The organism is Streptomyces smyrnaeus, from assembly GCF_017676345.1.
In the GTDB taxonomy this organism is placed as follows: domain Bacteria; phylum Actinomycetota; class Actinomycetes; order Streptomycetales; family Streptomycetaceae; genus Streptomyces; species Streptomyces smyrnaeus.
In genome coordinates, this window is sequence record NZ_JAFFZM010000001.1 from 637676 (window position 1) to 664391 (window position 26716).

Here is a 26716-nt window from a genome sequence, read left to right on the forward strand (position 1 = left end):
CGTCACCGCTCGGCGTCACCGCAGCAGCGGTCCCGTCATAAGGGGCAGGACGGCGCCACCCACCAGCCCGAGGAGCAAAGACGCGGCGCCGGCGGTGTAGGCCGTACCGGCTGTCAAGGCGCCCGCCAGGGCATGGCGGTCGGGGGTGTCTCCGGGCGGCCGGAACACCGGCGCCAGCCAGCGCAGATAGTAGAAGAGCGAGGCGACGGTGTTGGCGACGGCCAGGGCGGCGAGCCAGGTGTGGCCGCCGTCCACGGCGGCGCTGAAGACTTCGAGCTTGCCGAGGAAGACGCCGGTCGGCGGGGTGCCCACCAGGCCCAGCAGACAGACCAGGAGGACGGCGGCGAGGCCGGGCCGGTGCCGGGCCAGTCCGCGGTAGTCCTCCAGCGAGCGGGCGTCCGGCAGCGCGGTGACCACCGCGAACGCGCCCAGGTTGGTCAGCGCGTAGGCGGCCAGGTAGAACAGCAGGCTCCGCTGCGCGAGGTCGCTCCGGGTGGCGACGGCGAGGGCCATCAGCAGATAGCCCACCTGGCTGATGGTGGAGTAGGCGAGCAGCCGTTTGGCGCTGGTCTGGAAGAACGCCGCCAGGTTGCCCCAGGTCATGGAGACGGCCGCGAGGACGGCCAGCAGCAGGGGCCAGTTGACCTCGCTCAGCGGCAGCGCCTGGTGCAGCAGCCGGTAGCCGGCGATGAGTCCGCCGATCTTGGGCAGGGTGGTGACGTAGGCGGCGACCGGTGCGGTGGCGCCCTGGGTGACATCGGGCACCCAGAAGTGCGCGGGTACCGCACCGATCTTGAAGAGCAGTCCGGCCAGTACGGCGACGAGGCCGACGGCGACCAGGCCGTAGCCGGCGGTGGGCAGCCCGATGCGCAGCTGCCCGTAGAGGGTGGCGCCGCCCGCGCCGTACAGCAGTGCGATACCGGCGAGCATGGTGGTGCCCAGCAGGGCGCCGAACAGGTAGTACTTCAAGGCGGCTTCGGTGCCTGCGGCGTCCTTGGCGAAGGCGGCCAGGACGTAGCCGGGAAGGCTGGCGAGAAGATAGCCGGCGAACAGCGTCAGCAGGTCGTTGGCGCCGACCATGACCAGGGTGCCGGCGCCGGTCAGCAGCAGCAGGACGTGGAACTCGGTCTCGCGCTTGTGGCCGCGTACGGCGTCCGAGGACATCGCCACGATCAGCAGCAGCGCGGACAGCACCGTCAGCCGTCCGGCGTCCGTGGCGGTGTCGATGACGAAGGTGTGGGAGAAGACGGCCTGTTCGCGGCCGGTGGCCATGGTGAGCGCGGTGGCCACCAGCCCGGTCACGCACGCCGCTGCGGCGAGCACCGCGATGGCCCACTGGCGGCGGCGCGGCAGCCAGCTCCCGGCGAGCAGACCGCAGACGGCGGCGGCGACCAGCGCCGTCTCGGGGACGAGGGCGGCGACGTTCTCGTTCACCGGGCCACCAACTCGGTCACGGCGCGGCCGGCCGGTTCGACCACGTCCAGCAGGAACCGCGGGACGACTCCGATGATCAGGGCCAGGCCCAGCAGCGGAACGGTGGCCGCCGCCTCACTGGGGCGCAGGTCGACGATGCCGGTCGTGGGGATACCGGCCGGCAGGCGCGGCGGGCCGAGGAAGATGGCGCGCAGGGCCCGCAGGAACAGCGCCGCGGTCAACAGGATGCCCAGCAGCGCGATGGCGGTCGCGGTGGCCTGGGAGGCGAGGCTGCCGGTGAAGATCTGGAACTCGGCGATGAAGCCGGAGAAGCCGGGAAGACCGAGGCTGGCGAACGCGGCGACCCCGGTGGCTGCGGCGAAGCGCGGGGTGTGTGCGGCCAGTCCGGAGTACGAGCCGATCGCGTAGGTGCTGCCCCGGTCGTACAGCACACCGGTGAGCAGGAACAGGGCACCGGTCAGCAGGCCGTGGCTGACCATCTGGACGACGGCTCCGGTGACCGCGAGGGAGCGCGCTTGTGCGTCGGAGCCGACCAGGGTTCCGGCGGCGCCGACGGCGAGGACGACGTACCCCATGTGGTTGACCGAGGTGTAGGCGATCATGCGTTTGAAGTCGGTCTGGGCCAGGGCGACCAGCGCGCCGTACACCACCGAGACCACGCCGACGACGACGAACACCAGCGCGTACTGGCGCCAGCTGCCCGGCAGCAGCGGCATGGCGATGCGCACGAACCCGTAGGTGCCCATCTTCAGCAGCACCCCGGCCAGGATCGCCGAGCCCGCGGCCGGCGCGTCGGTGTGGGCCGGGGGCAACCAGGTGTGCAGGGGCACGGTCGGCGTCTTGACGGCCAGTCCGACACCGACGGCCAGCAGCACGAGCCCGGCGTACAGGCCCTGTCCGGCCAGCGGGTTGCTGCGGGTCAGCTCCACGAGGTCGAAGGTGTGCGGGTCGGCCGCCAGATACAGGCCGATGAAGCCGAGCAGCAGGGCGAGGGAGCCGGTGAAGGTGTAGAGGAAGAACTTCAGCGCTGCCGCGCGGGCGCGTTCCCCGTGGCCCCAGCCCGCGATGACGAAGTACATGCCCACGATGGACAGATCGAAGAAGACGAAGAACAGGATCAGGTCGAGGGCGACGAACAGGCCGACGCTGACGGTCTGCAGGAACAGGAACAAGCCCGCGGCGGCACGCACCCGGCGCGTCTCGCGCAGCGAGTAGACGGCCACCGCCAGGAAGAGCACGCAGACCATCGCGACCAGCGGCAGCGACAGCCCGTCCACACCGACGTGGTAGCTCACTCCCGCGCTGGGCATCCAGCGCACCCGCTGCTCGTACTGCATACCGCCGTACGGGTCGAAGCCGGCCCAGAGTGCGACGACGAGGGCGAGGTCGGCGGCGGCCGTACCGATCCACACCAGGACGCAGGCCCGGTCGCCGACCGTACGCGGCAGCAGGGCGAGTACGGCGCAAGCCAGCAGAGGCAGGAAGGTGACAACGGTCAGCACGGGTGGATTACCTCACCAACAGCACGATCAGGGTCAGCAGTGCGAAACCGACGACTGCTTGGGCGTAGTACTGGTGCAGCAGCCCGGTCTGCGGGCGCCGGGCCCAGGAACCCAGGCGGCGTGCCCCGGACGCGACGGCACCCACAGCGGCGTCCAGCCCGCCGTCGTCGACGCGGCCCGCCAGCCGGGACAGGGCCGAGCCGCCCCGTGTGAGCTGCCGTACGGCGCCGTCCACCACCCGGTCGTCGAAGGCGGCCAGCGCACGGGCCAGCCCCATGACAGGCCGGACGAGCAGCGCGTGCGCGGCCCGTTCGAGATGCAGCCAGTCCTGGGCCCACGGAACCGCCGCCCGCTCGGTACGCGGCGTACGGGACAGCCACCACCAGGTGGCGGCCACCGCGGCGAGCGCGAGTACCGCGGAGACCCCTGCCTCCCACGGGTGCGGTGACGGCTCGCCCCGCGCTCCCAGGAGCGTGCGCAGCCAGTCGGCCGGGCCGGGCAGGGCCAGCACCCCCAGCACGGCAGCGGCGGCGGTGAGGACCCACAGCGGCAGGTGGGCCCAGCGGGCGAGGTGCCCGGTGCCGCGCCCGGCGCTCCGCTCAGTGCCGTGCCCGGCGGCCGGTCCGGCGGGCAGCGGCCGGGTGACGTACCACAGCGCCTTGACGCTGTAGACGGCCGAGACGGCCCCCGCCGCCAGGCCGACCGCGTACAGGCCCGGGCTCTCGGCGCGGGCGGCAGCCAGGACTTCGTCCTTGGCCGCCCACAGCGACAGCGGCGGCAGCCCCGCCAGCGTCAGCGCGCCCACGGCGAAGGCCCCGCCGACCAGCGGACGCCCGCGAGCCGCCCCGCTGAGCGCGGGGAGTTGCTTGGTGCCCAGTACGGTCAGCCAGGCCCCGGCGGCCAGGAACAGCCCGGACTTCACGGCGGCGTGCGCGACCAGTTGCACGGTGCCGGCCGCCACGCCCCGGCTGCCCGCGGCGAGCACCATGAAGCCCAACTGCGCTGAGGTGGAGGCGGCCAGCAGCTGTTTGAGGTCGCGCTGGGCGGCGGCGACGAGGCCCAACGCCAGTGCGCTGACGGCACCGGTCCAGGCCACCAGCGGCCCCGCCCAGTCCGTCGCGGTCAGCAGCGGATGCAGCCGCAGCAGCAGATAGGCGCCGGCGGCGACCATGGTGGCCGAGTGCAGCAGCGCGGAGACCGGGCTCGGGCCCTCCATCGCCCGCGACAGCCAGAACGAGAACGGCAGCTGCGCCGACTTGCCCAGCGCGGCCACGACGACACCGGCACTCACCACGTGCAGCCACGCCCCGCCCGTGTGGGGCAGCGCGTCCAGCCGCAGGGAGCCGACACCGCCCGCCATGGCCGCGCCCGCCGCCAGATACAGGCCGAGATCGGCGGTGCGGGTGGTCAGGAACGCGGTGTCCGCGGCGCCCGCCCGGTGCGGCTGCCGCCACCAGTAGCCGATCAGCGCCCAGCTGGTGGCGCCCATCAGCTCCCAGGCCATCAGCAGCAAGGGCAGCGTCGTGGCGGTGACGGTGACGAGCATGGCACCGGCGAACAGCAGCATGACGCCGAAGAAGCGCCCCCGGTTCTCGTCCCTGCCGAACTCGGCCGTCGAGAAGGCCAGTACGGCGGTGGTGACGGCGGCGACGGTGATGACCATGACGGCCGACAGCCCGTCCACCCGCAGCCCCGCCCGTACCCCGGTGAACAGCGGGGCCTCCACGCCGGGGCGGGCCAGGGCAGCGGCCACGGCCAGCCCGAGGGTGACCGCAGCGACCACCGTTGCGGCGAGGGGAGCGACGGCGTTCACTCGCCGCCCGCCCAGCCCCAGTACCGTCCCGGCGCCGAGCGGAAGGGCGATCAGCGCCCACAGCAGTGCGCTCATCCCTTCAGGTCCTCGGCCATGTCGGTCATGTCGACCTGGCGGGCGCGGTAGATCGCGGTGGTGACGGCGAAGCCCATGGCCATCTCCACCGCCATCGCCACCACCGCCGCGACGACGATCACCTGCCCACCGGCGGCGGCCGGGGCGAGGAAGTGCCAGAACGCGGCCGCGGCGACGATGATCCCGCCGATCATCAACTCGATGCCCATCATGATCATGACGATGGACTGCTGGGACAGCGCACCGAACAGCCCGACGGAGAAGAGCCCGGCCGCCAGGACGAGTACGAGTTGGAAGGTCACCGTCCCACCCCTCCCCGTACCGGGTCCCGGGCGGGGCGCTGGTCGAGGTCGTCGCCGAAGCGGTCGTAGCGGCCGCGGTGGGTGGCCAGCACGGTGGCGCCGACCATGGTGGCCAGCAGCACGAAGCCGAGGACCACCATCGTCAGCATCTGCTCGCCCATCAGCGCCTTGCCGACCTGGAAGGTGGTGTCCGACGGCGGCTCGCCCACCTTGGCCGGCCAGGGCGTCACGAAGACCGCCGTGACCAGCGCGACGAAGACCGCACCGCTGACGGCGAGCGAGCCACGCTTGTTGTGCAGCATCGACATCGGCATCAGCCCTGCCGGGTTCATCATGTAAGCGATCATGAAGACGGCCATGACGACCATCTCCATGACCATCATCAGCACGATCACCACGCCCAGATACGGCAGCCCGAGCACCGTGACCACGCCCCCGACGCAGCACAGGGAGCCCAGCAGGGCGAAGGTGACCCGGGCCATCGAGTTGCAGGTGAAGACCAGTACGCCACCGGCCAGGGCGAGCACGCCCAGCGCCGCCAGCACCGCCAACTGCACCGTGTCCACGCTCCGCCTCCCTCGGTTGTCTCTCGTCGGTCGGTTGTCTCTCACCGTCCGGTTGTCTCTCGCCGTCCGGTTGTCCGTCCTCAGCGGTTCAGTACGACCAGCGCGGGGACCAGCGCCTGCAGGATGCTCAGCGGGACGAGGACCACCCAGGCCAGCTCCACGTACCGGTCCGCACGCAGCACCGGCAGCCGCCGCAGCACCCACACCAGGAGTGCGAGGACCAGCAGCGTCTTGAGGGCCGACCACGCCCACGCCGGCAGGCCGGGGCCCGCCCCGCCGCCCAGGAACAGCGGCACCGCCATGGCGGCACCGGAGGTGAGCCACAGCCATCGCCCCGCCTGCAACAGCAATCGGTCGACGCCCGAGGTCTCACCGAGCACCCCGGAGGCGATGTCCCGGCCGACCGGATAGCCGAAGGGCCCCAGGAAACTGAACGCCAGCACCCCCGCCAGATAGACGACGAAGGCGACAGGCATCCACACGGCGAACCACAACCCCTGCTGCGCCTCGGCGATCTCGCCCACCCGCAGCGACTGGGCGCCGGTCGCCGCGGAGATCAGCGCGAACATCAGCGGCAGTTCGTAGGCGAGCCCCTGAGCGACGAAGCGGTAGCCACCGATCAGGGAGAACGCCGCGTTCGGGCCCCAACCCGCCAGCCACAGGCCCGCCCAGGTCAACACCTCCATGGCGTTGAACCACACGACACCCACCGACAGATCGGCGACCGCCCGGTGCCCGAACGGGACCACCAGCACCGACAGCACCGCCGCCACCGGTACGGTCACCACGCCCGACCGCCACAGCAGCCGGTCCGGGGCAGGCATCCGGCGCGGCTGCGCCGCCAGCAGCCGCACCACCTCCAGCAGCGGACGCACCGCAGCCGCGACAGTGCGCGGCCGACCGGCGTCCCGCGCGGCGAGAAGCGCGTCCCCGGCGACGGCCAGCACCGCCCCGGTGAGCAGCAGTGCGGGTGCCGCCGGCAGCGACCACCAGCTCGCCGTCTCAGTCACGCGCCGTCACCCCCCGTGCGGCGGCCGCCAGTTCGTCCGGGTCCGGATCGAGGCTGGCCACGATCAACCGGGCCGCCGCCAGCTCGGCGCCCTCCAGCAGGTCGGGCAGCAGCCGCGCCAGCGCTGCCGACGGCCATTCCCCGCCGGCCGGCCGACCACGCGGGCCCTCCTCGTCCGCAGGCAGCGGCGCCGTCTCCGCCAGCCGGTCCACATCCCGTACGACATCCGCCAGCCAGGTGCGGTAGCGGGCCGGGACATCCCCGTCGGCCCGGGCGGCGGGGCCGCCGACCCCGGCCGCCCGTGCCCGGCTCCCGGCCAGCGGGCCCAGCCCGCGGGTCAGCCAGTACAGCGTCCGGGACCGGCCGACCCGGCGCGCGAACCGCCGCACCCCGGGCCGCAGGGCGGCACCCGGTGCGCCGTCGAGCAGGTCGTCCCGCAGCCGCCGGGCCGTGGTAGCCTCACCGGCCCACCCCGCGACCGCCAGCAGCCGCCCCAGACTGTCCAGCTGGGCAGCCGCCCGGCGCCGGGCCGCCTGCCCGATGCCGATCCGCTCCCCCTCGGCAGCCCGCGCCCATGGCTCCGCCCAGAACGGCACATCCCCGCCGTCACCGAGCTGCTCCCCCGGCTCCTCCAGCTCGGCCCGCTGGATCACATCCCCCTGCAACGTCAGCCGGACGGTCGGTCCGGTGGGCCAGTCGATGAGGAACGGCCCCAAGGCGATGTGCAGTTGGTCCAGCTCCAGCCCGTCCCGATCCGGCCCGGTCCCGGCCATGGGCAACCCTGCGGGCATCTCCATCCCCCCGTGGTCGTGGTGGTCGCCGTGACCCTTGTGGCCTTCGTGGTTGCCGTTGCCGTTGCCGTCGCCGTCGGAGGAGTGCCCGGCGTCGACTCGGGAGGGACGGGTGAGATCGGTGCGGCAGCGCTCCAAGGCCGGGCCGATCGCGTCGGGAGTGGCGGCATGGGCTCGGGCGCGGGGGGCCGGGAGGTGCTGCCACAGGCGGTCGACGGCGGGCCGCAGGCCGGGGCGGTCGGGGCCGGCGACCAGCAGGATGTCGGCCTCGGCCGGAGTGCGGGCGAGTGGCAGGTCGTCGAGCCGCAGACGGCGCTCGGCGGCCAGCCGGGCCGCCGTTCCTCCCGGCGTGGCCACCAGCAGCACATGCGGCCGGGCGGCCACGGCCCGCAGCGCACCAGCTGTCAGGTCCATCGCAGCGCGCCCTCCCGCCAGGCGTACAGCACACCGGCGACCAGCACCGCGAGGAAGACGAACATCTCCGTCACCGCGCCGGGTCCCATGGCGGAGATGACGCGCGTCCACGGATACATGAACACCATCTCCATGTCGAAGGCGAGGAAGAGCATCGTGATCGTGTACCAACGGACATGGAAGCGGCTGACCGCGTGCTCGCTCGGTTCCACTCCTGACTCGAACGGACCGGCGGGCAGCGGCTCGGACGTGCTCCGCAGCGCCCGGGCGGCCCCGTACACCGTGCCGACCCCGAGCAGAGCGACCCCCAGCAGCGCCAGGGCAGCGGTGGTCCCGGTCATCGGATGCCCGCCGCTTCCGTACGCCGTTCGTGCCGTACCGCCATGCTCGTTGCTCACTTCCTTCCGTGCCGCTGGTGGCCCGGCGTACCCCTAGGGGGCATACTCAATCGCCCCGATTCCCACCTCGGCTTCTTGAGGGTGCCCGCTGCCGGACCGGCTGGACCGCACGCCACGCCCGCGACGATCGAGCGACGATCTGTGGTGCGCGGACGCTTGTCGGGGTCCCCGGCTGCTGTTTGACTGCGTGTTCGGCTGCGCCACGTCGGTCCGGCTCTCCCGGGGAGGCCCCATGGAGATCACGCGTAGACATGTGTTGTCCCTCCTGTCCGCTGCCGGGCTGGCAGCGGTGATTCCCGCCTCCGAGGCGTCCGCCGCGTCGGGCGCCCCACCGGGCCGACTCCGCGACACCGGCGCGGGCACCGGCACCGGGGTCGAGCGACTGCTCGGCAACGCCCGTGCCGTGCTCGCCGGGACGGCCGAGTCCAACTCCCGTCCCGAGACGGCGGCGAAACTGGCGGCGGTCGCCCGAACAGCGCGCGGTCATCTGGCGGACATGGCCGCAGCGGGCGAGAACGAGTTGTTCCGCGGACTGCCGCTCGGCACCAGCGACGCCAACCTGAACACGACCTTCCGGCGGCTGTACGAGATCGCCCTCGCCTCCCGCACGCCGGGACTCCCCCCGGGCGGCCCACCGAACGACCCGGCCACCCGGCGCCGGGTCGTCGACGGGCTGGTCCGACTCCACGAGCGCTACTACGGCGACCAGTCGCAGGGCTACTACGGCAACTGGCACCACTGGGAGATCGGCATCTCCACCAGCGTCACCGCCACCCTCCTGCTGCTCGCCCCCGAGGTCGCCGACGAACAGCCCGAGCTGACCCGCCGCTACGTCGCCTCCATGGACGCGTACCTGCGCAACGGCAAGGACGGAGACGTCGACCTCGACTCGCGGTTCCACACCGGCGCCAACCTGGCCGACATCACCACCAACCGCATCCTGCAGGGCGCCCTGCTGGACGACGGGGCCCGGATCCGCAAGGCCCTGGAGGACCAGCTCACGGTCTACGCGACGATCGACCCGTACCAGCTGCGGCACGGCGTCACCGACGGGCACTACGCGGACGGCTCCTTCATCCAGCACGCCTCGGTCGCCTACACGGGGTCGTACGGCAAGGGCCTGCTGGCCCGTGCCGTACAGGTGCTGAAGTTCCTGGACGGGACCGGGTACGCCGACACCGGTGCGCTGGTGCCGGTGGTGCACCGGTGGGTGACCGACGGGTTCGCACCCGTCATCTTCGAGGGCTGGATGATGGAGATCGTCAAAGGCCGGGCCGTCTCGCGCACGGGCAGCGGCTACGCCGACAGCGCCGCGGTCGCCGAGGCCGTCACCGATCTGTCGGCCTACGCGGACGACGAGCGGGCCGCCGCGCTCAAGAGCTACGTCAAACACCTGGACGCTGCCTCGGCCGCTCCCCCGGACCCGGCCCGCTTCGCGTCACCGCTCACGGTGGTGCGCCACGCGGAGATCATGGCGGACGGCTCGGTACCGGCCGCGGACCTCAACCCGGCGGCCCGCTGCACCGCCTTCAACGCCATGGACCGGACGGTGCACCGCCGCCCGGGCCACGCCTTCGCGCTCGCCCGCAGCTCGGAGCGGATCAGCAAGTACGAATACATGAACGGCGAGAATCTGCTGCCCTGGTTCCAGGGCGACGGCGCCTACTACCTCTATCTGGCCGGCGAGGACCAGCGGCAGGCCTTCGGCGTCGACTACTTCACCACCGTCCCGCCCTACGGACTCGCCGGTGTCACAGCCCCCGAGGAACGGCGGAAGACGATCCCGGAGCTGTACGGGAAGCCGTACTACGACAACCCGGACCACCCGCTGCACTTCACGGCCTCGTCCGAGTCGCAGAACACCTACGTGTACTTCCCACGCGGCACCGACCGCCACTCGGGCGGCGCCGTGCTCGACGCGTACGGGACCGCCGCGATGGTGCAGTCCGACGATGTGGCGTACGCCGAACGCGACCGGCTGCCCGAGGACTTCGCGGTGTACCGCAACGCGACGGCCACCAAGTCCTGGTTCCTGCTGGACGAGGAGATCGTGGTGCTGGCGGCGGGCATCGGGGACCGGGGCGGGGAGGGACGCGGCCGGCCGGTGACCACCACCGTGGACGCCCGCACCGCCGGCCCCGACGACAGGCTCCTCATCAGCGGGGAGCGACACGGGGGCGGCCGGTGGCCGGGCGGCGCGGGGCCGCGCGGCGAGGCGGCGGACGGCGACGCGCCGCGTGGCGGTACCGAGCGGTTGCGCTGGCTGCGGTACGCGAATGAGAGCCGGGGCACGGCCGTCGGCTACCTCTTCCTCGACTCGCCCGGCGCCGACCGCCACCCGGTGACCGTCGGGCTGGAGACCGTCACCCGCAGCCGCCGGGTCGTGCGCACCGCCAGCCCGGACACCGCCGTCACCCGGCAGGTCTTCCACACCGCCTTCCGACAGGACGCCGGCACCGAGCCGCGCTCCCTCGCCTACGCGCTCGTCCCGCACGCCACCGAACGGGCCCTGCGCGGATACGGCGCCGACGGCGGACCCCTCTCCGTCCTCGCCAACACCACCCGCCTCCAGGCCGTCCGCCACACCGGTCTCGACCTGCTGGCGGTCAACTCCTTCGCCCGGGGCCGGCAGACGGTCGCAGGTCTCCGGGTCGACGGCCCGGCCTCGGTGCTCGTCCACCGCGAGAGGGGCGGACGCCGGGTGACCGTGGCCGTCTCCGATCCCACCATGCGCCGCGACCGGCTCACCCTGCTGGTGCGGGGTCGCCGACTGCGTCCCGTCTCGTCCGATCCCGGGATCCGGGTCGGCCACACCGCCGGCGGCACCCTGCTGCGTGTCCGCACCCACCATGCGTACGGGCGCACCTTCACGGTCACTCTGCGTTGAAGCTCCGCTCACCGTGCGCCGGGCGCTAGACGGCTCGCCGCGCGGGGTACCCGGCGTACCGAGGGGCCGCGCGGTCGCCGCGCCCCGCCGCGGTGAGCGAAAGGAGCATGACGATGAGTGACCAGACCCCCATGCCGTCCCAGGCCGAGGGCGAGCGCGACAACGGCTTCGCCGAGACCCGCTCCATGCTGCCCGACGAGCGCCGCAAGGCCGAGCACCCGGACTGCCCGCGCACCACGCCTTCCCAGGCCGAGGGGGAGCGCGAGGAGGACGCCGGGTGAGAGGCGACGCCCGGTCAGCCGCCCGAGTGGCCGCCGCGCCGGTTCGGGCCGCCGCCGTTGCGGCTTCGCGCCGTTGCCGGGGACCGGTCGTTTGTGGCTGGGCGCGCCGTTCCTCGCGCCCCTGACGGCGGCCCGCCGCTGCAGCCTTGCGCCGTTGCCGGGTGCCGGTCGTTTGTGGCTGGGCGCGCCGTTCCCCGCGCCCCTGACGGCGAACCGCCGCTGCAGCCTTGCGCCGTTGCCGGGTGCCGGTCGTTTGTGGCTGGGTGCGTAGTTTCTCGGGGCCCCTTCGGGGGGTCAGGTGGGGTTTGCTCGGTTTCGGGCTTGGGCCAGGGCCCGGTCGGCTCGGCGAAGGCGGTCTCGGGCCGCTCGTTGTTCCTCCTCCGCCTGCCGCAGTCGCTCGCGCAGCTCCGCGACCTCCCGTTCGACCTGCCGGCGTCGTTCCTCGGCGCGCTCGGCCTCGTCCTGCGCCGCGCGCTGCTCTTCTTCGCGGGCCTTCAGTTCCCGTTCTGCCTTGCGCGCCTCCTCGCGCGCCTTGGTTTCGGCCTTGGCCGGAGGTTTGGCGGCGCGGCGGGATGGGGCGGACGCCACGGCCTCTTCCGTGAAGCCGACCGGGGCCGCCAGGGGTCTGCTCAGGCGGCCGGCCGCCCAGGCACGTCCGGCCTCCTCGTCGGCCAGGGCCGCGTGCAGGGTCTCGGTCACCTCGCGCTGGGCGTCGTCGCTGAGGTGTCCTCCCGCTCGTTCCGCCAGCTCCCGGGCCTGGCGGGCGAGCGCCGCGGTGATCTGGCGCTGCCGGGCGGACAGCTCGCGAAGCTGTCCGCCGTCCAGGTCCCGGTGGGCGCCCCGCATCGCCTCGCCGAGTTCCAGCAGCAGCCGGGTCTCCTCGGGCTCCTCGCGTACGAGGAGATTGGCCGCCCAGGCTGCCGCGGTCGGGCGGCGCAGCTTGCGGATGTGCTCGGCCAGCTCCCGGTCCCCCGCCTTCCTGGCCTGTTGTGCCCGGGCGTCGCGCGTGGCGGTGAATTCGCCGGGCGGGAGCCCGTACAACTCGTCGGCGACAGCGTCCAGGTCCAACCGTCCTCCCACACAGCTCCGGTTTCTGCCCCCAGGGCCGTACCCGCGGCCCCGTCCGGCTCAGCGGCACCCGGGGGAAAGCACTCGGCGGCGCCACCGGGTTGACCCGGATGCCGCCATTTTTCGATGCCGGCGCAATGTCCGGGCGGCCGATTATCCGCTGTTCGCATTCCTGCTCTGTTCGCATTCCGCGGGTGCGGCAGGAGCCACGTGTTTTTGGAGACAGTGTCTGGTGCGATGCGCCCCCTGCCCAGGTCATGCGCCCCCGGCGCTTCCGCTCCGCACACTCGGGGGGTTAACCGCCAAGTCTCTTGCTTTCCTGGCTTCCTGGCCCCTGAATGGATTTCCACTGAAGGCCGTCTCGGCAGGCGGCCCTTCAGCGCAGTGCCTCCAAGGAACACAAAAAGCGAAGCGGAACTCACGGAAAGGCGGAAATTCCGCGGAGTGCACGACCCGGCCGTGGCCAGGCCGGGAGCCTCCTGGGCACCAGGTGCCCCTGGCCGATGCACCGGACGGTCAGGGGCACTGCCCCGGAGCCCTCAGCCGACCCCACGGGCCACGGTGCGGAACTCCAGCGGAGTCCGGCCGTCGCGGACGCGGAAGAACTTGGTGAAGTCCCCCGGGTCGGCGAAGCCCAGCCGTCCGGCGATCTCGGCCGACGACGCCTCGGTGTGCACCAGGAGCCGCTTGGCCTCCAGCAGGATCCGTGCGTCCAGATACTGCTTGGCCGAGGAGCCGGTGGCAGCCCGAGTGGCACGGGTGAGGGTACGGACGCTGTAGCCGAGCGCCGCCGCGTAGTCGCCGACGCGGTGCGTACGGCACAAGTCGCGTTCGACGGCGTCGTGGAAGCGGCGGAACGGACCGTCGGCGCTCGCGGGTGACGGCGCTTCGGGGCGCGCGTGCGCCAGCCGCAGCAGCAACGCGGACAGCAGCAGGCGCAGCGTCTCGATGTGTGCGTCGAGGGGGATGGACGCCAGGTCGGCGTACTCGTGAGTGAGGTGGCGCAGCGCCAGCCGGGTGGCGCGGGCGTGCGGCCCGGTGGGCAGCACCGGGGACGGGTCGTGGGGCGGGCCCTGACCAGGATCGGTGGTGGGGAAGCCGGGCTGCCAGATGACGATGGTGCCCCGGGCGGCGGCGAGGTCGTCGGGGAAGTACCGGTGGACCTGGCGGGGACGCACCCACAGCCAGCTCCCCTCGGTCAGGGTGTGGTCCGAGAAGTCCACGGTGTGCCGCAGTGCGCCGGAGCCGACGTGGATCAGATGGTGGAAGCTCGGACGTTGCGGCGCCGACAGAGTGATGCCGCGCCGCCTGCCGCGCTCCAGCAGCTCGGCGAAGCCGACCACGTCCATACCGATGGGCGCCTGGAGATAGGGGCGGTAGGCGACGTCCGGGATCGTCCCCACAGGCTGTCCGTTTTTCCCCATCATCAGTCCCCAGCGTACCGTCGGCCCCGCTGGCCCCGCTTCTACCGTCGAAAGGCGCACAGACGGTGCGGACGCCGCGCCGAGGTGTTCCCCATGCCGACACAGGGGGACTCGCGCCGACGTGGCACGAAGCGGGAGAGGAGCCGACTGTTGCGGCTGATCGTGGGAATGACCGGGGCCACCGGTGCCGTGCTCGGTGTACGGCTGCTGACACGGCTGGCGCAGCTGCCCGGGGTGGAGACGCATCTGGTGCTCAGCCGCTGGGCGCGCACCACGATCGAGCTGGAGACCGGGCACAGCGCCCGTGAGATCACCCAGCTCGCCGACGTGGCCTACAGCCCCGAGGACCAGGGTGCGCCGATCGCCTCCGGATCGTTCCGCACGGACGGCATGGTGGTCGCCCCCTGCTCCATGAAGACCCTGGCCGGAATCCGGGCGGGCTACGCCGACGGGTTGCTCGGCCGGGCCGCCGACGTGGTCCTCAAGGAACGCCGCCCGCTGGTGCTCGTACCGCGCGAGACGCCGCTGAGCGAGATCCACCTGGAGAACATGCTCGACCTGGCCCGCAAGGGGGTGCGGATGGTGCCGCCGATGCCCGCCTTCTACAACCACCCCGGGTCCGTCGACGACATCGTCGAGCACCTCGTCGCCCGCGTCCTCGACCAGTTCGAGCTGCCCGCGCCCGCGGCGAAACGCTGGGAGGGCATGCGCGCGGCCCGCACCGCCGCCCCCCGCTCCGCCACCCGGCCCACTTCCTGAGTCCCCGCAGAAGGAGAGCAGAGCAGACATGGCGTACGACGACCTCCGCAGCTTCCTCGAAACCCTCGACAAGCAGGGGCAGTTGCTGCACATCGGCGAGGAGCTGTCACCCGAGCCCGACCTCGCCGCGGCCGCCAATGCGGCGGGCCGGATCGGTGACGGTGCTCCCGCGCTGTACTTCGACAATGTGCGGGGCTTCACCGACGCCCGGATCGCCATGAATGTGCACGGCTCCTGGCGCAACCACGCACTGGCCCTCGGACTGCCCGCGGCCACTTCCGTGAAGGACCAGGTCGAGGAGTTCGCCCGGCGCTGGGACGCGTTCCCTGTCGCCCCCGAGCGCCGCGAGGACGCGCCATGGCGCGGCAACAGCCTGACGGGCACCGATGTCGACCTGTTCGCCGTCCTGCCGCTCTTCCGGCTGAACGACGGGGACGGCGGCTTCTACCTCGACAAGGCCGCGGTGGTCTCGCGCGATCCCGAGGACCCGGACAACTTCGGCAAGCAGAACGTGGGCACCTACCGTATCCAGGTCATCGGCCGCGACCGCCTGGCCTTCCAGCCGGTTCCGATGCACGACGTGGCGCAGCATCTGCGCAAGGCCGAGGAGCGCGACGAGGATCTGCCCATCGCGATCACCCTGGGCAACGACCCGGTGATGTCGATCGTCGCGGGCATGCCCATGGCCTACGACCGGTCCGAGTACGAGATGGCCGGTGCCCTGCGCGGCGCGCCCGCGCCCATCGCGACGGCGCCGCACACCGGCTTCGACGTGCCCTGGGGGTCCGAAGTCGTCATCGAGGGCGTGATCGAGGGCAGGAAGCGGCAGCTCGAAGGGCCCTTCGGGGAGTTCACCGGGCACTACTCCGGTGGCCGCCGGATGCCGGTGATCCGCGTGGAGCGGATCTCCTACCGCGACGATCCGGTCTTCGAGTCGCTGTATCTGGGCATGCCCTGGACCGAGGTGGACTACCTGGTCGGCCCCAACACCTGTGTTCCGTTGCTGAAGCAGCTGCGTGCCGAGTTCCCCGAGGTACGGGCCGTCAACGCGATGTACACCCACGGCCTGGCAGTGATCATCTCGACCGCCAAGCGGTACGGCGGCTTCGCCAAGGCCGTCGGTCTGCGGGCGCTGACGACGCCGCACGGGCTGGGCTACGTCAGCCAGGTGATCGTCGTCGACGAGGACGTGGACCCCTTCGATCTGCCGCAGGTGATGTGGGCGATGTCGGCGAAGGTCAATCCGGCCGACGATGTGGTCGTCATCCCCAACCTGTCGGTGGTCGAGCTGGCGCCCGCGGCGTCCCCGGCCGGCATCACCAGCAAGATGCTCACCGACGCCACCACGCCGGTCGCCCCCGACAACCGCGGCAACTTCAGCACCCCGGCCAAGGACCTCCCCGAGACCGAGGAGTGGGTCGGCCGGCTGAAGTCCCTGCTGGCCGCGCGCTGAACCGACCGTCCCCGCACTCCCCCAGCCCTTCCAGGAGCCGTCCGTGATCTGCCCCCGCTGCGCACACGACACGATCGAGACCGTCACCGCATCACCCGTCCCCGGCGTCTGGGACGTCCTGCAGTGCCACCGCTGCCTGTACATGTGGCGCACCACCGAGCCCGAGCGCCGCACCCGGCGCGCGGCGTACCCGCCCGAGTTCCGTCTGACGCAGTCCGACATCGACACCGCGCACGAGACCCCCGCGATCCCGCCCCTGCTCACGCACTGACATCCTCACCGAAGGACGCGCCCGCCGGCTGGAGGTCCCTTCCCCGGACGCCCACCGCGTGACACGGGCCACAGGAACTCCTCCCGCCGCGCGGAGAGGTACGGGTGTGAGGGATTCAGATAACGAGGTGCGCCACCGCGTACGCGAGGGGAACCGTGCGGCGTTCGCCCAGCTGTACGAGGAGTTCGCCCGCGCCGTCTACAACCATGCGCTGCGCCTGACCGGCGACTGGTCGTCGGCCGAAGAGATCATGTCGGAGACGTTTCTGACCGCATGGCGCACACGCGCCCGTGTGCGGGAGGACGGCGGCTCGCTGCTGCCGTGGCTGCTGGGCATCGCCACCCACAAGGCGGACAACGCCCGACGGGCACGGCGCAGACGGCAGCTCTTCCTGGCGCGCCAGCCCCGGCCGCGCGCCGAGGAGGACTTCGCGCCCCGGACGGCAGCGCGCATCGACGACGCGCGGCGGCTGCGCGCCGTCCAGGCGGCGCTGGGCCGACTGCGGCGTCAGGAACGGGAAGTGCTCGCCTTGTGCGTGTGGTCGGGGCTGGACTACCAGCAGACCGCTGAAGCATTGGACATTCCCGTCGGCACCGTACGCTCCCGGCTGTCGCGGGCACGCAAGAAGCTCGCACGGCTCGCGGCCGAGGCTCAGGACGCCGCACAGGAGACCTCGGAACCGCACGCCGCCCGCGGAGAGATGACAAGTGCGGCCGCACTGGCGGCCCTGCCCGTACGGGAGGAGCTCACATGATCGGCAGGCGCACCCCGGCTTCCCCCGGGTCCCACGAGCGGCACGACCGCGAAGAGCTCGCCCGGCTGCTGCCGCCCCCGGCCGACCAGGACCTTCCGTACGAGCAGCACCTTCGTCACAAGGAACTGCTGATGCACCGGATCGACCGCGACCAGAACGCCGCCGACTCCCGCACCCGGGACGCCCGACCGGCCCGGCGGTGGCTGCGGCCCGCCGTTCTGGCACCGGCCACCGCGCTGGCCCTGGCCTGCGCCCTCACCGCGGGAATCGCCCTGAGCGGCGACGACGGCCGGCCCGCCGACACCGCACGGCACGGCGCGGCCACCGATATGCAACCCGCCGCGGCTCTCCTGCACCGCATCTCGGACGCCGCACAGCAGCGGCGCGCCCCCACCGTGCGGGACGACCAGTTCCTCTACACCAGGGAGAAGGCCCGTGACGCGGAGCTGACCGGTGGAAAGGCGAAGATCGGCCCGTTGAGGACCCGGGAGAGCTGGACCGCGCAGCATCCCGGGCCGCTGCACAAGCTCGGCCTCGTCCGGGTCGACGGGGAGACCCTGCCCATCAACGCGGAGCTCGGCGACACCGAGGGCACACCGGCCGGCATCAACCGGCCCACCTACCGCTGGCTCAGCTCCCTGCCCACCGACCCCGACAAGCTGCTGGACAAGCTGTACGCCGAGACGCCCCGGCCCGAGGGCGGCACGCTGGACGAACGAGAGCGCGATCAGGCCGTCTTCGAGCAGATCGGGCAGCTGCTCGGCGGTGTGATGCCGCCCGACACCGGCGCCGCCCTCTACCGGGCCGCAGCCAAGATCCCCGGGGTCGAGCGGGCTCCCCGGGCCCACGACGCCGTCGGCCGGCAGGGGCTGGGCATCGCGCGCGACGACAAGCGGCACGGCATCCGCACCGAATGGGTCTTCGACAAGAAGGACTTCTCCTTCCTCGGCTCCCGTAGCTATCTGACCGAGGACACCGGCTACGGAAAGGCAGGAACGTTGCTGTCCAGCAAGGCGGAACTGGAACACGCCGTGGTCGACAAGGCCGGACGCCGCCCCGGTGGCACGGGCGAGCGTGCGGGTACCGCGCACCGGAGCTGACCGGATCACGCCCGCCGTCGGGCTCCGGCCGCACTCCGCGTGAACCCGCTGGTGTGCCGGGGCCCGGCGCCGGGTCAGCCGGGTCAGCCGGGTCGACCGGGAGCCGGTGCCGTCGGCACCCCGAGCTTCACGAGGAACTGCTCCAGATTGCTGCGCAGACGTTCGATCTTCTGCTCGACCGGCAGCGTCTCCGGGGAACGCCGGTCGCCGCCGCTGTGCTTCTTCCCCCGTATGTAGAGGGAGCAGTCGAGATCCGCGCACAGATAGGTCCCCACCGTGTTGCCCTGCCGTCCCGCCGGACCGACCCGGGGCGCGGCCAGCAGCGCGACTCCGGTGCCGGGATGGGACGTCAGGCATACGGAACAGACCGTCGTCTTGGTGAAGCTGCGCTGCACCCCCTGGGAGGCGCGGAGCGTGACACCGACGAGGCGGCCCCCGTACTCGGTGACGAGGTGGCCCCGGTCGCGGGCGCCCGGATCGCGCCAGCCGAAGAAGTCCAGATCGTCCCATGGGCGCTCGTCCAGATCCCGGGGGACGGCCATCCTCCGGGCTTCTCCCTTGGAGCAGTTGACGAAACAGGTGCGGATCATCCGATCGGTGAGCGGTTCCATGATCGGCGACGCTAGGAAGCAACCGTCCGTGCTGTCATCCGGATTTCCGCAGGTCGCCGCCGCGGATCCGGGCCCGGCGAAGGCAAAAGTGACGGGCGTCACAGTATGGAGTGAGGCCCGCGGTGAACTTTTCACTCGACAGGCGCATCCAATCTCCCGTAAAGCGAACAAGCGCCCTATTGGGAGGGGAAGACCCGATATGACTGAGCAGCACCGCAACACCGCCGCCGCACGGGGGCGCATGGTCAAGCGTGCCGGCGCCGCGGGTCTGGCCGTCGCCGCAGCAGCGGGGCTCGGGCTCGCTGCTGCCGGGGCGGCACAGGCGCTCGGCAGCCAGGCGGCTGCCACCGCGGCGCCCACCTGCAAGACCTCGGACCTCACCGCCTCGTTCGGGGAGAAGCTCGGCGGCGGAATGAACCACGAGGGCGTCGTGCTCAAGCTGAAGAACACCAGCGGCCACACCTGCAATCTGCGCGGCTACCCGGGACTGGGCCTGGAGGACTCCGGCCACCGGACGCTGGGCTCCTCCGTGCACTGGGGCGACACCTACTACGCGCAGGACCCCGGCAAGAAGACGCTGTCGCTCAAGAACGGCCGGAGCGCCGAGGCCGTCATCTCCTGGACGCACGCCAACGCCGGCACCTCCGAAGCCCGGCACGCCGGCTACCTCCAGGTCACTCCGCCCGCCAACACCACCCACAAGACGCTCAAGCTGCCCACCTGGGTGGACCACGGGCGCCTGGAGGTCACCGCCCTCGCGCCGAATGTCCCCCTCGGCTGACCGCGGTCCGTCAGCAAGACGGCCTCGCGCACCCGGTGCCCCCGTCGGCTGCTCGCCGACGGGGGCACCGGCGTCAGAGGCACCGGCGTCGGGGGGCGTCGACGCCTCCCTTCACCCTCCTTCCGAGGGCCGGGCCGTACGGCACCGGTTCCGGCGTCCGGTGCCGTACTGAGCGCCCAGGTCGGGCTGCGGGTCGGCTACTTCGCCGCGACCACCGGCTTCTCCTCGACGGCCTCGGTCACCCCCAAGACCAGCCGCAGCTTGCGCACCGCGTGGTACAGCCGGGACTTCACGGTGCCCGGCGGAATACCGAGGAGGAGCGAGACCTCACGTGTCGACCTGCCGGTGTAGTACGTCTCGTACAGCACCTCCCGATGTGCGGGCGAGAGCGCTTGGAACGCCTTTCCCAGCACCAGGGAGGAGAGCACCCGGTCGACATCGTCGTTGTCGGCCAGCACATCCTCCAGCCAGGCGGTGCCGTCGACTTCCTTGGGGCGTGCCCTGCGCAGCCGGTAGTCGTCGATGACGAGGTTGCGCGCCACCTTGAACAGCCATGGTCGCAAGTCCTGCTCCCCACTGACCAATTGCTGATTCCGCCAGCAGCGCAGCAACGTTTCCTGCACCACGTCCTCAGCTCTTTGCAGATCACCACCGAGCAGTTGGAGTACATATCCCTGTAAGGGCCGTGCGTGCTGTTCGTACAGCGAACGGGTCGCCCGTTCCTGGGCGCTGGCCGCTCCGACTGACCCCAAGACGGTCCAGCTCACGGTTGTATCCCCCTCGATTCGCGCCGCCGACCACGGCGGCCTGGCCTCGGGACTCGCACAGCGGCCCCCTCACGAGGCAGAGAGTTTTCTGAGGGGAGATCCACGCGACGTTGATGACCGATTACCTCGAGGCGGCACGACATCGGGCCGCACGAAGGGCTTGAATCGGTCGTATCCCTGTAAACCAGTTTCTAGTGCGCTTTACGAGGACTTAGATGCGCACTCAGCGGGGGAAGTTCACGCCCGAGCCGGGCAACTTGCTGTGACCCACGTCACAACGACTGTCGATGTACTCCTTTCCGCACCGTCATCTCTCCGGCGTCAATCCGATGTTGATGCCGCAGGTCAGTGGCGTATATCGGCCTCGGCAACGGCACGAAGTCGCTGCCGGACATGACGCGGCAGCACCGTGTCGTCGGCCGCGGGGCCGGCCTCCGAGGCGAGCGCGGCCCACGTGGCGAGGAGCCCCCGGCCATGAGTGAGCACCGCCTGCGGATCCGTGAGCATCTGCCAGTTGCCGGCGGCACGCTTGAGATAGCCGTATGCACGGGAGCTGCCCTGCCGATGGCAGACCCGCGCGAGTTCGAGGTAGATCCCCGCGGCCTTCGCGTAGTTGCCGCCCAGGCGTGCGACGAACGCCTCCAGGTCGCGCGCCTCCAGGGTGTAGGGGTGCTCCTCGCCGTAGCTGCGCACGGCGTGTTCGCGCAGCCGGAAAGCCAGCACCATGGCGCGCTGCGGCTCGCCCCCGCCCGCCGCCCGGTTGATGTGCGCCACGGCTTCCGCCAGTTCGCCGGGGACCGGGGCGGACTGCGGCTCCTCGGACGCGGACTGCGGTCCCTCGGGCTCGGGGGCGGGTCCTGGGCCGGGCTCGGGGCCGGGCTCATCGCCGAGCTCGGGGCCTGGGCCGGGCTCGGAGTCGAAATCGGGCTCGGGCTCGGGGCCGGTGCCGCCTCCGGGGTGCGGGTCGGTACCGGCAGGTCGCCCGTCGTCTGCCGGTGGTACGTCATCGCCCGCGGGGACGAGCAACCGGCTGGAACCGTCCGGAGCGACCTGGATGAAGGTCGCGCTGCCGTTCTCCCGCAGATCGAGGACCGTCGCCTCGACGGGCTCGTCCCGCTCCTGTGCGGCGCGATGCAGCACGTCGAGCACCGCGACGTGGACCTCCTCCCCGTCCGCCGTCGGCATGCGCTCGCCGTTGAGGGCCACGGAGCCGTCGCGGGCGATGAGCACCTCGAACCGGGAAGGCGGCGGCGGAGCAGGCTGCGGCGTCCCGCCGCCTGCCGATACCGCCTGTTCCTCCGTCACTTCTGCGGGTTCCATGTGGAGCATGTGGCGCTCTCCCTCTCCACTCTCGTCGGGGTCGGGCCGTGTCGTGGTCCGGGGTCAGGACTCGGACGCGGGCGGGGTCGGGAACTCGGACGGTGACACGGCGCCGCCGATCCCCTCGAACCGCGGGAAGAGCGACCGAACGGTGATCACATAGCTCTGCGCCGCGCCGGACTCGGGAAGGCCCTTGGCGTCCTGCACGTCCTTCAGCCCCACGTCGTAGGCGGCGAGGGCGAGGTCGAGAACGCTCTGCCCCTCCGGGGCCTGACCACTGTCGACGAGCGGCTTGACCTTCTCGGCCAACGAACACATGTAGCGGCCCTGAGCCATGATCGAGTCCTTGGGATCGGTCGCCGAGGTCTCGTCGTTGTCGTCCTCGTCCTCGCCGAACTCCTCGAACTTGTCCGGCGGCAGCTGCGAGATGCCCTTCTCCCCGTTGGGGCCGAGCATGTCCTCGTTGAACGAGGACTCGTGCTCGATCTGCGCCGCGATGACGACAGGTCCGATGGCGTCGCAGATGCCTCCGGCGTCCTCGATGGTGTCCGCCAGATGTGAGGGCACCGTCTTCGGGTTCAGCTCGCCCTTCCCATCGCCCTGGACCGACTCGGACACCGCGTCGGTGTCGATGTCCGAGGGCGAGACGTCGTCGCCCCCTCCTCCGCCGCCGAAGAACAGGATGAGGGCGATGATGGGCGCGAAGAGGACGCCGAGCCCGCCGAAGACGATCAGCAGGACGATCAGGCCGGCTGCCGCGGCCGGCAGCGTCATGCACCCGCACCCCGCGCCGGCCACGCCGATCATCGTCGCCTTGCTGGACATCCCCTCGTTCTCGCTCATGGGCCCACCACCCGTCTCCCCCTCCCCCTTCACCGAACGTCGCCGCATTGCCCAAGAACGGTGAACCACTTCCGCTGAAGTCCCGTTGTGGCTCTCCGACGGAGGGCACCGCGCTTGCAGATCGGAACGGGCTCGGGGACGAATCGGTTCAATTCGTCTTCCCGCCCGGCCTCGGTCCGGACGCAGGACAGCGGCAGCACAGGAATCCAGGAGTCGTAGGAGAGGAGGCTGGACACGCGATGAGCGTCCCCCCACCGGCGTCAGCCGGCCAGGCACCCGCCGGCCCGCACATGTGGGTACGCGGACCGACGGCACCTCAACCGGCCGCTGAGACGCGGGATCCGGTCGGTCAGGAAGGAGCGCCCACGGACCCGGCAGCCCCGGCGGCTCCGGTAGCCCCGGCGGTCGCGGCGACCGCAGCGCCGGACCCGGCCGCAGTCGCCGGTCCGGCCGGACCGGCCACAGGCTTCCAGGACCGTGCCGTACGGACTCCGGCTCCGGCTCCGGCTCCGGCTCCGGCTCCGGCTCCGGCTCCGGCTCCGGCTCCGGCTCCGGCTGCACCGAATACGCCGTCGCCGGGTCCGGGCACGGTACGCAGCGCGCCGGCCGCGCCGACCGCACCGTCACCGGCCCCGCTCGAACACGGCGCCATGGCCGTCGATCCGGCGGGCCCGGCCACCGTCGCACCCGCGAGCCGGTCGCCGCGCCCTCCGGCGCCCGGGGAGCCCGTCGTCCCCGGCGGCGGTCCCGTGAGCTGGGTCGGTGCCCATGGCGGCGCCGGGACCAGCACGCTCGCCGAAATGGTGGGCGGACACGACCTGGGACGCCGATGGCCCGATCCCTCCCAAGGCGAGCCCGGCCGGGTGCTGCTGGTGGCGCGGACCCACGGCTCAGGACTGCGCGCGGCATCCCGGGCGCTGGAAGCCCTGCACTCGGGAGAACACCCGGCGGGGGTCGACCTGCTCGCCGTGGTCCTCGTCGCCGACGCGCCCGGGCGGCTGCCCTTCCACCTCGCGCAGCGCGTCCGCGTACTGCGCTCGGTCGCGGACGTCCACCGGGTGCCCTGGGTTCCGGCGTGGCGGGGGGAGAAGCGGACCGGGCCCGTACCGAGAACCATCCGCACGCTGGCCGAGCTGGCCGGGACCCAGCTCGCCCCTTCCAAGAAGCGGGAGAAGAAACGGTGACCGCCATGAGCCAGATGCCCCAACTGCTGGCCGAAGAACTCGCCCCGTACAAACCGGGGGGCGATGCGACTCAGATCCTCAGCTGGCTGGCCTGGGCGGCGTCGGGGGCAGGCGTGCTCGGACTCATCATCGTCGGCACCCAGATGTCCCTTCAGCTGCGGCGCGGAGAAATGGGCGAAGGCGCCACGTATTTCCGAGGGTTCTTCGTCGTGCTGGTCGCCTCGGTCATCGCCACAACGGCCGCACCGCTCGTGCAGTGGTTCGGCCCTCTCACTCCCTGAAAAACAGCCGGATTCCTCGGCTCAGCAATTGCGCCATGTCCTCGTACCAGTTGACACCACCTCACAGGAGACCCCGATGAAGGCCACCTTGCTCAGCCTCTACCTGGCGGTACCGCAGCCCAAGCGCCAGGCTCCGGACGGCCTCGGGCCGAAGATCGACAAGATGCTCGGCCTGGCCGCGTGGGCCGGTACCGCGGCAGGCGTGCTGGGAATCGTGATCACCGGCGCGATGATGGGCATTTCCCTGAAGCGCGGCGAGAGCTCCGAACACATGAGCCGGCTCGGCATGGTCCTGGGCGGCTGCTGCCTCGTGGCCTCCGCGGGGCCCTTCGCGAACTGGATCTTCTGAGGAATCCGGCAACTCCGGGGCACCGAGGCGGGAATGAGTAGCAATGTTCTCACGCAAGCAGGACGACGAGGCGATTGACTCGCCTTTCTGGAAACAGCGCGGATGGGTGTTCTCAGCCGTTTTCCTGGCGACAGCGCTGGTCATCGCGGTCGTGTCCTATGTCACGAATTCCGGCGGAGCCCGGGCCGACGGCGCCGACGCACCCCGGAAGGCCATGAAGGGGCCGCTCACCTCGCACCGTTCGCAGCAGGACGGGCGGGCGGCGGACGAGCGGCCCAAGGGCTGCCACACCGAGGACGAGGACACCGCGAGCACGAAGAAGGACACCGGGACCACCGAAGAGGGCACCGCAGAGCGGACCGAGGAGGGGGGCGACCAGCCGCAGCGGGCGGAGAGCGGGGCGGATCCGACCCGGCCGACCTCCCCGCCCAAGGACGTCGCCTGGAAGAGGCTGGACCGCACCAGCGTGCCCACCTCGCCGTCGGCCGGACCGACACGGTTCAACGGGCCGGTGTGGTGGTGCTACGCCCACACGCCCATGGGCGCCGTCATGGCGGCGCACGGCATCCTCTCGCACATGAGCAGCGCCGACTGGCGCACCGTCGCAGAGCAGCAACTGGTCGCCGGAGACGGCAAGAAGCAGTTCATCTCCCAGCGCGCCACGGTCTCCCAGACGGAGGTGGAGAACCAGGAGCCGGGCGTGTACTCCGGGTTCTCGGTGCCCTCGTACTCGAAGAAGGCCGCCGAGGTGCGGCTCCTGATCAAGAGCGCGAGCGGAAGTCTGAGCGCGACGACGGTCTCGATGCGGTGGGACGGCGGCGACTGGAAGGTCAAGCCGCGGCCGAACGGCTCCCTCTTCTCCTCCGCGACCTCCGCGATGAGCAACGGCGGATACGTCAAGTGGGGGGCTGCCTGATGGCGGCGTGCGGGAGCACGGGAAATCCGATCCTGGACATCGCGAAGGGGTTCTTCGACTTCCTGGGCGATCCCATCGGCACCATCATCAAGGGCATCGCGAACGCCATCATGACCGGGGCGCTGTCCGCGTTCACCGCGGTGACCGAGGCGATCCCCACCTTTTCCACCACGGCGTCCAGTCCGGTGCACAACCAGGTGAAGTACATCGTCGTCTACCTCGCCATCGGCTCGCTGCTCTTCGCCTGCATCCGGATGGCCTCGGAACGCCGGGTCGACGCCGGGCAGACCGCGCTGCGGGGCATGGTGCGGTTGATCGTGGTGGCCGGCGGGGGGACGACCATCATGGCCGCCGCCGCGGGAGTCGGTGACAGCTACGCCGACTACCTGTTCAAAGGCGCCGTGAACGCGCAGATCAACAACATGGGATGCGGTTCCTCGGACGACGTACCGTCGTTCCTCTATCTGATCCTCGCGTTCCTGCTGCTGATCGCCGCCGTCATCCACGGGATCCTGCTGTATGTCCGGCTCGGCGTGATGATCGTGCTGTTCGGCACGCTCCCGCTGGCCGCCGCGGCGTCCATGAGCGACTGGGGCGGCGGCTGGTGGCGCAAGCACATCGGCTGGATGGTCGCCTGGGTGCTCTACAAACCCACCGCGGGTCTCGTCATCTACGCGGGCACGGCCCTGACCACGGGCGAGTACGAAGGGGCGGAGACCGCGAACATCCACGTCAAGATCGCGGGCATCTGCGTGATGCTCCTTTCGGCCATCTCGCTGCCCGCGCTGCTGAAACTGGTGGTGCCCGCCACCGCGGCGCTCGGCGGCAGCGGTGCCTACTCCGGCGCCGTGACCGGCGCCGCCGGCGGGATCGCCTCCGGCGCCAAGTCGGTCGCGGGCGCGGCGGCGTCGGGCGGGGGCGGCAAATCGGGTTCCGGCGGCAAGTCCGGGGCCTCCGGAGCCACCGGGCCCTCGGGCGGCAGCGGCCAGTCCGGGCCCGGTGGCCTGGCCGCAGCGGCCACCGGCAGCCGGTCGGGCGGCGGCTCCGGAGGCGGCGGCAGAGGCGGAGGAGGCCCGTCAGGTGGCGGCTCGGGCGGCGGCTCGGGCGGCGGCAGTGGCCCGTCCGGCGGCGGCTCGGGCGGCGGCGGGGGCGGCCGGGGCGGAGGAGGCCCCAGCGGCGCCGCACGCGGTGCCGGCGCCGCCGCCGGACCGGTCGGTGTCGCCGCGGCCGCGGCGTCCGCCGCCAAGGACGTCGCCAAGGGCGCCGGGAATCTCGTCAGCAGCGCGGTGGACGAAGCGGACGGAGACCTCGGCCACCACGGGCCGAGCGGAAACCACGACCGCAACCAGTGAGCGGCTGTCCG

General features: G+C 71.8%; 27 protein-coding genes. 13 read left to right on the forward strand and 14 right to left on the reverse strand.

The genetic code is table 11. The features are described 5' to 3' along the window. Positions 1 to 15 precede the first annotated feature (15 nt). The 8 genes from JW613_RS02800 to JW613_RS02835 form a co-directional block, all read right to left on the reverse strand. The gene (locus JW613_RS02800) at positions 16 to 1434 is read right to left on the reverse strand and encodes an NADH-quinone oxidoreductase subunit N (protein ID WP_209209059.1); all 1419 of its coding nucleotides are present in this window, start codon (positions 1432 to 1434) and stop codon (positions 16 to 18) included. Continuing rightward, a complete protein-coding gene (locus JW613_RS02805) occupies positions 1431 to 2936 on the reverse strand; it encodes a complex I subunit 4 family protein (protein WP_209209060.1) in 1506 nt (501 codons plus the stop codon). Before JW613_RS02805 ends, JW613_RS02800 begins: the two co-directional genes overlap by 4 nt. Positions 2937 to 2943: 7 nt before the next feature. Next, positions 2944 to 4824 (reverse strand): NADH-quinone oxidoreductase subunit 5 family protein, encoded by a 1881-nt coding sequence (locus JW613_RS02810; RefSeq protein WP_209209061.1) that lies wholly within the window; start codon positions 4822 to 4824, stop codon positions 2944 to 2946. Further along, on the reverse strand, positions 4821 to 5126 hold the full coding sequence (locus tag JW613_RS02815) for an NADH-quinone oxidoreductase subunit NuoK (RefSeq protein ID WP_209209062.1): 306 nt from the start codon (positions 5124 to 5126) through the stop codon (positions 4821 to 4823). Before JW613_RS02815 ends, JW613_RS02810 begins: the two co-directional genes overlap by 4 nt. After that, positions 5123 to 5683 carry an NADH-quinone oxidoreductase subunit J gene (locus JW613_RS02820; RefSeq protein ID WP_209209225.1) on the reverse strand — a complete coding sequence of 187 codons (561 nt, stop codon included), beginning with the start codon at positions 5681 to 5683 and terminating at the stop codon, positions 5123 to 5125. The genes JW613_RS02815 and JW613_RS02820 overlap by 4 nt, the downstream gene beginning before the upstream one ends. Positions 5684 to 5772: 89 nt before the next feature. Continuing rightward, positions 5773 to 6702 carry an NADH-quinone oxidoreductase subunit H gene (locus JW613_RS02825; protein WP_209209063.1) on the reverse strand — a complete coding sequence of 310 codons (930 nt, stop codon included), beginning with the start codon at positions 6700 to 6702 and terminating at the stop codon, positions 5773 to 5775. Next, complete coding sequence (locus JW613_RS02830; RefSeq protein WP_209209064.1) at positions 6695 to 7906, reverse strand: amino acid adenylation domain-containing protein; 1212 nt, start codon at positions 7904 to 7906, stop codon at positions 6695 to 6697. The genes JW613_RS02825 and JW613_RS02830 overlap by 8 nt, the downstream gene beginning before the upstream one ends. Next, positions 7897 to 8247 (reverse strand): NADH-quinone oxidoreductase subunit A, encoded by a 351-nt coding sequence (locus JW613_RS02835; protein WP_209209226.1) that lies wholly within the window; start codon positions 8245 to 8247, stop codon positions 7897 to 7899. The genes JW613_RS02830 and JW613_RS02835 overlap by 10 nt, the downstream gene beginning before the upstream one ends. 289 nt (positions 8248 to 8536) lie before the next feature. On the opposite strand from JW613_RS02835, the gene JW613_RS02840 reads away from it, so the two are divergent. Together JW613_RS02840 and JW613_RS02845 are read left to right on the forward strand one after the other, a co-directional pair. Beyond that, on the forward strand, positions 8537 to 11191 hold the full coding sequence (locus JW613_RS02840; protein WP_209209065.1) for a polysaccharide lyase family 8 super-sandwich domain-containing protein: 2655 nt from the start codon (positions 8537 to 8539) through the stop codon (positions 11189 to 11191). 113 nt (positions 11192 to 11304) lie between these two features. Continuing rightward, positions 11305 to 11472, forward strand: coding sequence for a hypothetical protein (locus tag JW613_RS02845; protein ID WP_180289804.1), 168 nt, complete (start codon positions 11305 to 11307; stop codon positions 11470 to 11472). 294 nt (positions 11473 to 11766) lie between these two features. On the opposite strand, the gene JW613_RS02850 is transcribed toward JW613_RS02845, so the two are convergent. Both JW613_RS02850 and JW613_RS02855 read right to left on the reverse strand, forming a co-directional pair. Then, positions 11767 to 12540 (reverse strand): hypothetical protein, encoded by a 774-nt coding sequence (locus tag JW613_RS02850; protein WP_209209066.1) that lies wholly within the window; start codon positions 12538 to 12540, stop codon positions 11767 to 11769. Between the two features lie 539 nt (positions 12541 to 13079). Continuing rightward, positions 13080 to 13943 carry a helix-turn-helix domain-containing protein gene (locus JW613_RS02855; RefSeq protein ID WP_307865762.1) on the reverse strand — a complete coding sequence of 288 codons (864 nt, stop codon included), beginning with the start codon at positions 13941 to 13943 and terminating at the stop codon, positions 13080 to 13082. Between the two features lie 171 nt (positions 13944 to 14114). Between JW613_RS02855 and JW613_RS02860 the strand changes: the two genes are divergently transcribed. From JW613_RS02860 to JW613_RS02880, 5 genes are all read left to right on the forward strand, one after another. Then, positions 14115 to 14723, forward strand: a complete 609-nt coding sequence (locus JW613_RS02860; RefSeq protein ID WP_209209228.1) for a non-oxidative hydroxyarylic acid decarboxylases subunit B — start codon at positions 14115 to 14117, stop codon at positions 14721 to 14723. 28 nt (positions 14724 to 14751) lie between these two features. Then, a complete protein-coding gene (locus JW613_RS02865) occupies positions 14752 to 16176 on the forward strand; it encodes a non-oxidative hydroxyarylic acid decarboxylases subunit C (RefSeq protein ID WP_209209067.1) in 1425 nt (474 codons plus the stop codon). 43 nt (positions 16177 to 16219) lie between these two features. After that, the gene (locus JW613_RS02870; RefSeq protein WP_209209068.1) at positions 16220 to 16447 is read left to right on the forward strand and encodes a non-oxidative hydroxyarylic acid decarboxylases subunit D; all 228 of its coding nucleotides are present in this window, start codon (positions 16220 to 16222) and stop codon (positions 16445 to 16447) included. Positions 16448 to 16574: 127 nt separating this feature from the next. Continuing rightward, the gene (locus JW613_RS02875; RefSeq protein WP_209209229.1) at positions 16575 to 17201 is read left to right on the forward strand and encodes an RNA polymerase sigma factor; all 627 of its coding nucleotides are present in this window, start codon (positions 16575 to 16577) and stop codon (positions 17199 to 17201) included. After that, positions 17198 to 18301: a CU044_5270 family protein gene (locus tag JW613_RS02880; RefSeq protein WP_209209069.1), complete on the forward strand. Its 1104-nt coding sequence runs from the start codon at positions 17198 to 17200 to the stop codon at positions 18299 to 18301. The genes JW613_RS02875 and JW613_RS02880 overlap by 4 nt, the downstream gene beginning before the upstream one ends. An 83-nt stretch (positions 18302 to 18384) precedes the next feature. Here the strand turns inward: JW613_RS02880 and JW613_RS02885 are convergent, their stop codons facing one another. After that, positions 18385 to 18912 carry an FBP domain-containing protein gene (locus JW613_RS02885; protein ID WP_209209070.1) on the reverse strand — a complete coding sequence of 176 codons (528 nt, stop codon included), beginning with the start codon at positions 18910 to 18912 and terminating at the stop codon, positions 18385 to 18387. A 199-nt stretch (positions 18913 to 19111) separates the two neighbouring features. Here JW613_RS02885 and JW613_RS02890 point away from each other — a divergent pair, with 199 nt between their 5' ends. Further along, positions 19112 to 19693, forward strand: a complete 582-nt coding sequence (locus JW613_RS02890; RefSeq protein ID WP_209209071.1) for a DUF4232 domain-containing protein — start codon at positions 19112 to 19114, stop codon at positions 19691 to 19693. A 197-nt stretch (positions 19694 to 19890) separates the two neighbouring features. Here the strand turns inward: JW613_RS02890 and JW613_RS02895 are convergent, their stop codons facing one another. The 3 genes from JW613_RS02895 to JW613_RS02905 all read right to left on the reverse strand — a co-directional run bounded on the left by JW613_RS02895 (position 19891) and on the right by JW613_RS02905 (position 22623). Continuing rightward, on the reverse strand, positions 19891 to 20460 hold the full coding sequence (locus tag JW613_RS02895; RefSeq protein WP_209209072.1) for a sigma-70 family RNA polymerase sigma factor: 570 nt from the start codon (positions 20458 to 20460) through the stop codon (positions 19891 to 19893). Between the two features lie 345 nt (positions 20461 to 20805). After that, on the reverse strand, positions 20806 to 21789 hold the full coding sequence (locus JW613_RS02900; protein ID WP_209209073.1) for a hypothetical protein: 984 nt from the start codon (positions 21787 to 21789) through the stop codon (positions 20806 to 20808). 54 nt (positions 21790 to 21843) lie between these two features. Further along, the gene (locus JW613_RS02905) at positions 21844 to 22623 is read right to left on the reverse strand and encodes a transglycosylase SLT domain-containing protein (protein WP_209209074.1); all 780 of its coding nucleotides are present in this window, start codon (positions 22621 to 22623) and stop codon (positions 21844 to 21846) included. A 650-nt stretch (positions 22624 to 23273) separates the two neighbouring features. Between JW613_RS02905 and JW613_RS02910 the strand changes: the two genes are divergently transcribed. The 5 genes from JW613_RS02910 (at position 23274) to JW613_RS02930 (ending at position 26705) form a co-directional block, all read left to right on the forward strand. Then, positions 23274 to 23807 (forward strand): DUF6668 family protein, encoded by a 534-nt coding sequence (locus tag JW613_RS02910; protein ID WP_209209075.1) that lies wholly within the window; start codon positions 23274 to 23276, stop codon positions 23805 to 23807. 5 nt (positions 23808 to 23812) lie between these two features. Then, a complete protein-coding gene (locus JW613_RS02915; protein ID WP_245224800.1) occupies positions 23813 to 24088 on the forward strand; it encodes a hypothetical protein in 276 nt (91 codons plus the stop codon). A gap of 76 nt (positions 24089 to 24164) precedes the next feature. Next, positions 24165 to 24437 (forward strand): hypothetical protein, encoded by a 273-nt coding sequence (locus tag JW613_RS02920; RefSeq protein WP_209209077.1) that lies wholly within the window; start codon positions 24165 to 24167, stop codon positions 24435 to 24437. Between the two features lie 43 nt (positions 24438 to 24480). Further along, a complete protein-coding gene (locus JW613_RS02925) occupies positions 24481 to 25353 on the forward strand; it encodes a DUF8175 domain-containg protein (protein ID WP_209209078.1) in 873 nt (290 codons plus the stop codon). Continuing rightward, on the forward strand, positions 25353 to 26705 hold the full coding sequence (locus tag JW613_RS02930; RefSeq protein WP_245224802.1) for a hypothetical protein: 1353 nt from the start codon (positions 25353 to 25355) through the stop codon (positions 26703 to 26705). The genes JW613_RS02925 and JW613_RS02930 overlap by 1 nt, the downstream gene beginning before the upstream one ends. The last annotated feature ends 11 nt before the right edge of the window (positions 26706 to 26716 follow it).

Excerpts from the sequence above, each read along its gene's own strand:
- JW613_RS02885 (WP_209209070.1), bottom strand. The coding sequence starts at position 18,912 with ATGGAACCGCTCACCGATCGGATGATCCGCACCTGTTTCGTCAACTGC.
- JW613_RS02840 (WP_209209065.1), top strand. The coding sequence starts at position 8,537 with ATGGAGATCACGCGTAGACATGTGTTGTCCCTCCTGTCCGCTGCCGGG.
- JW613_RS02865 (WP_209209067.1), top strand. The coding sequence starts at position 14,752 with ATGGCGTACGACGACCTCCGCAGCTTCCTCGAAACCCTCGACAAGCAG.
- JW613_RS02915 (WP_245224800.1), top strand. The coding sequence starts at position 23,813 with ATGAGCCAGATGCCCCAACTGCTGGCCGAAGAACTCGCCCCGTACAAA.
- JW613_RS02890 (WP_209209071.1), top strand. The coding sequence starts at position 19,112 with ATGACTGAGCAGCACCGCAACACCGCCGCCGCACGGGGGCGCATGGTC.
- JW613_RS02880 (WP_209209069.1), top strand. The coding sequence starts at position 17,198 with ATGATCGGCAGGCGCACCCCGGCTTCCCCCGGGTCCCACGAGCGGCAC.
- JW613_RS02830 (WP_209209064.1), bottom strand. The coding sequence starts at position 7,906 with ATGGACCTGACAGCTGGTGCGCTGCGGGCCGTGGCCGCCCGGCCGCAT.
- JW613_RS02920 (WP_209209077.1), top strand. The coding sequence starts at position 24,165 with ATGAAGGCCACCTTGCTCAGCCTCTACCTGGCGGTACCGCAGCCCAAG.
- JW613_RS02900 (WP_209209073.1), bottom strand. The coding sequence starts at position 21,789 with ATGCTCCACATGGAACCCGCAGAAGTGACGGAGGAACAGGCGGTATCG.
- JW613_RS02835 (WP_209209226.1), bottom strand. The coding sequence starts at position 8,247 with ATGACCGGGACCACCGCTGCCCTGGCGCTGCTGGGGGTCGCTCTGCTC.
- JW613_RS02930 (WP_245224802.1), top strand. The coding sequence starts at position 25,353 with ATGGCGGCGTGCGGGAGCACGGGAAATCCGATCCTGGACATCGCGAAG.
- JW613_RS02905 (WP_209209074.1), bottom strand. The coding sequence starts at position 22,623 with ATGAGCGAGAACGAGGGGATGTCCAGCAAGGCGACGATGATCGGCGTG.
- JW613_RS02810 (WP_209209061.1), bottom strand. The coding sequence starts at position 4,824 with ATGAGCGCACTGCTGTGGGCGCTGATCGCCCTTCCGCTCGGCGCCGGG.
- JW613_RS02925 (WP_209209078.1), top strand. The coding sequence starts at position 24,481 with ATGTTCTCACGCAAGCAGGACGACGAGGCGATTGACTCGCCTTTCTGG.
- JW613_RS02845 (WP_180289804.1), top strand. The coding sequence starts at position 11,305 with ATGAGTGACCAGACCCCCATGCCGTCCCAGGCCGAGGGCGAGCGCGAC.
- JW613_RS02910 (WP_209209075.1), top strand. The coding sequence starts at position 23,274 with ATGGCCGTCGATCCGGCGGGCCCGGCCACCGTCGCACCCGCGAGCCGG.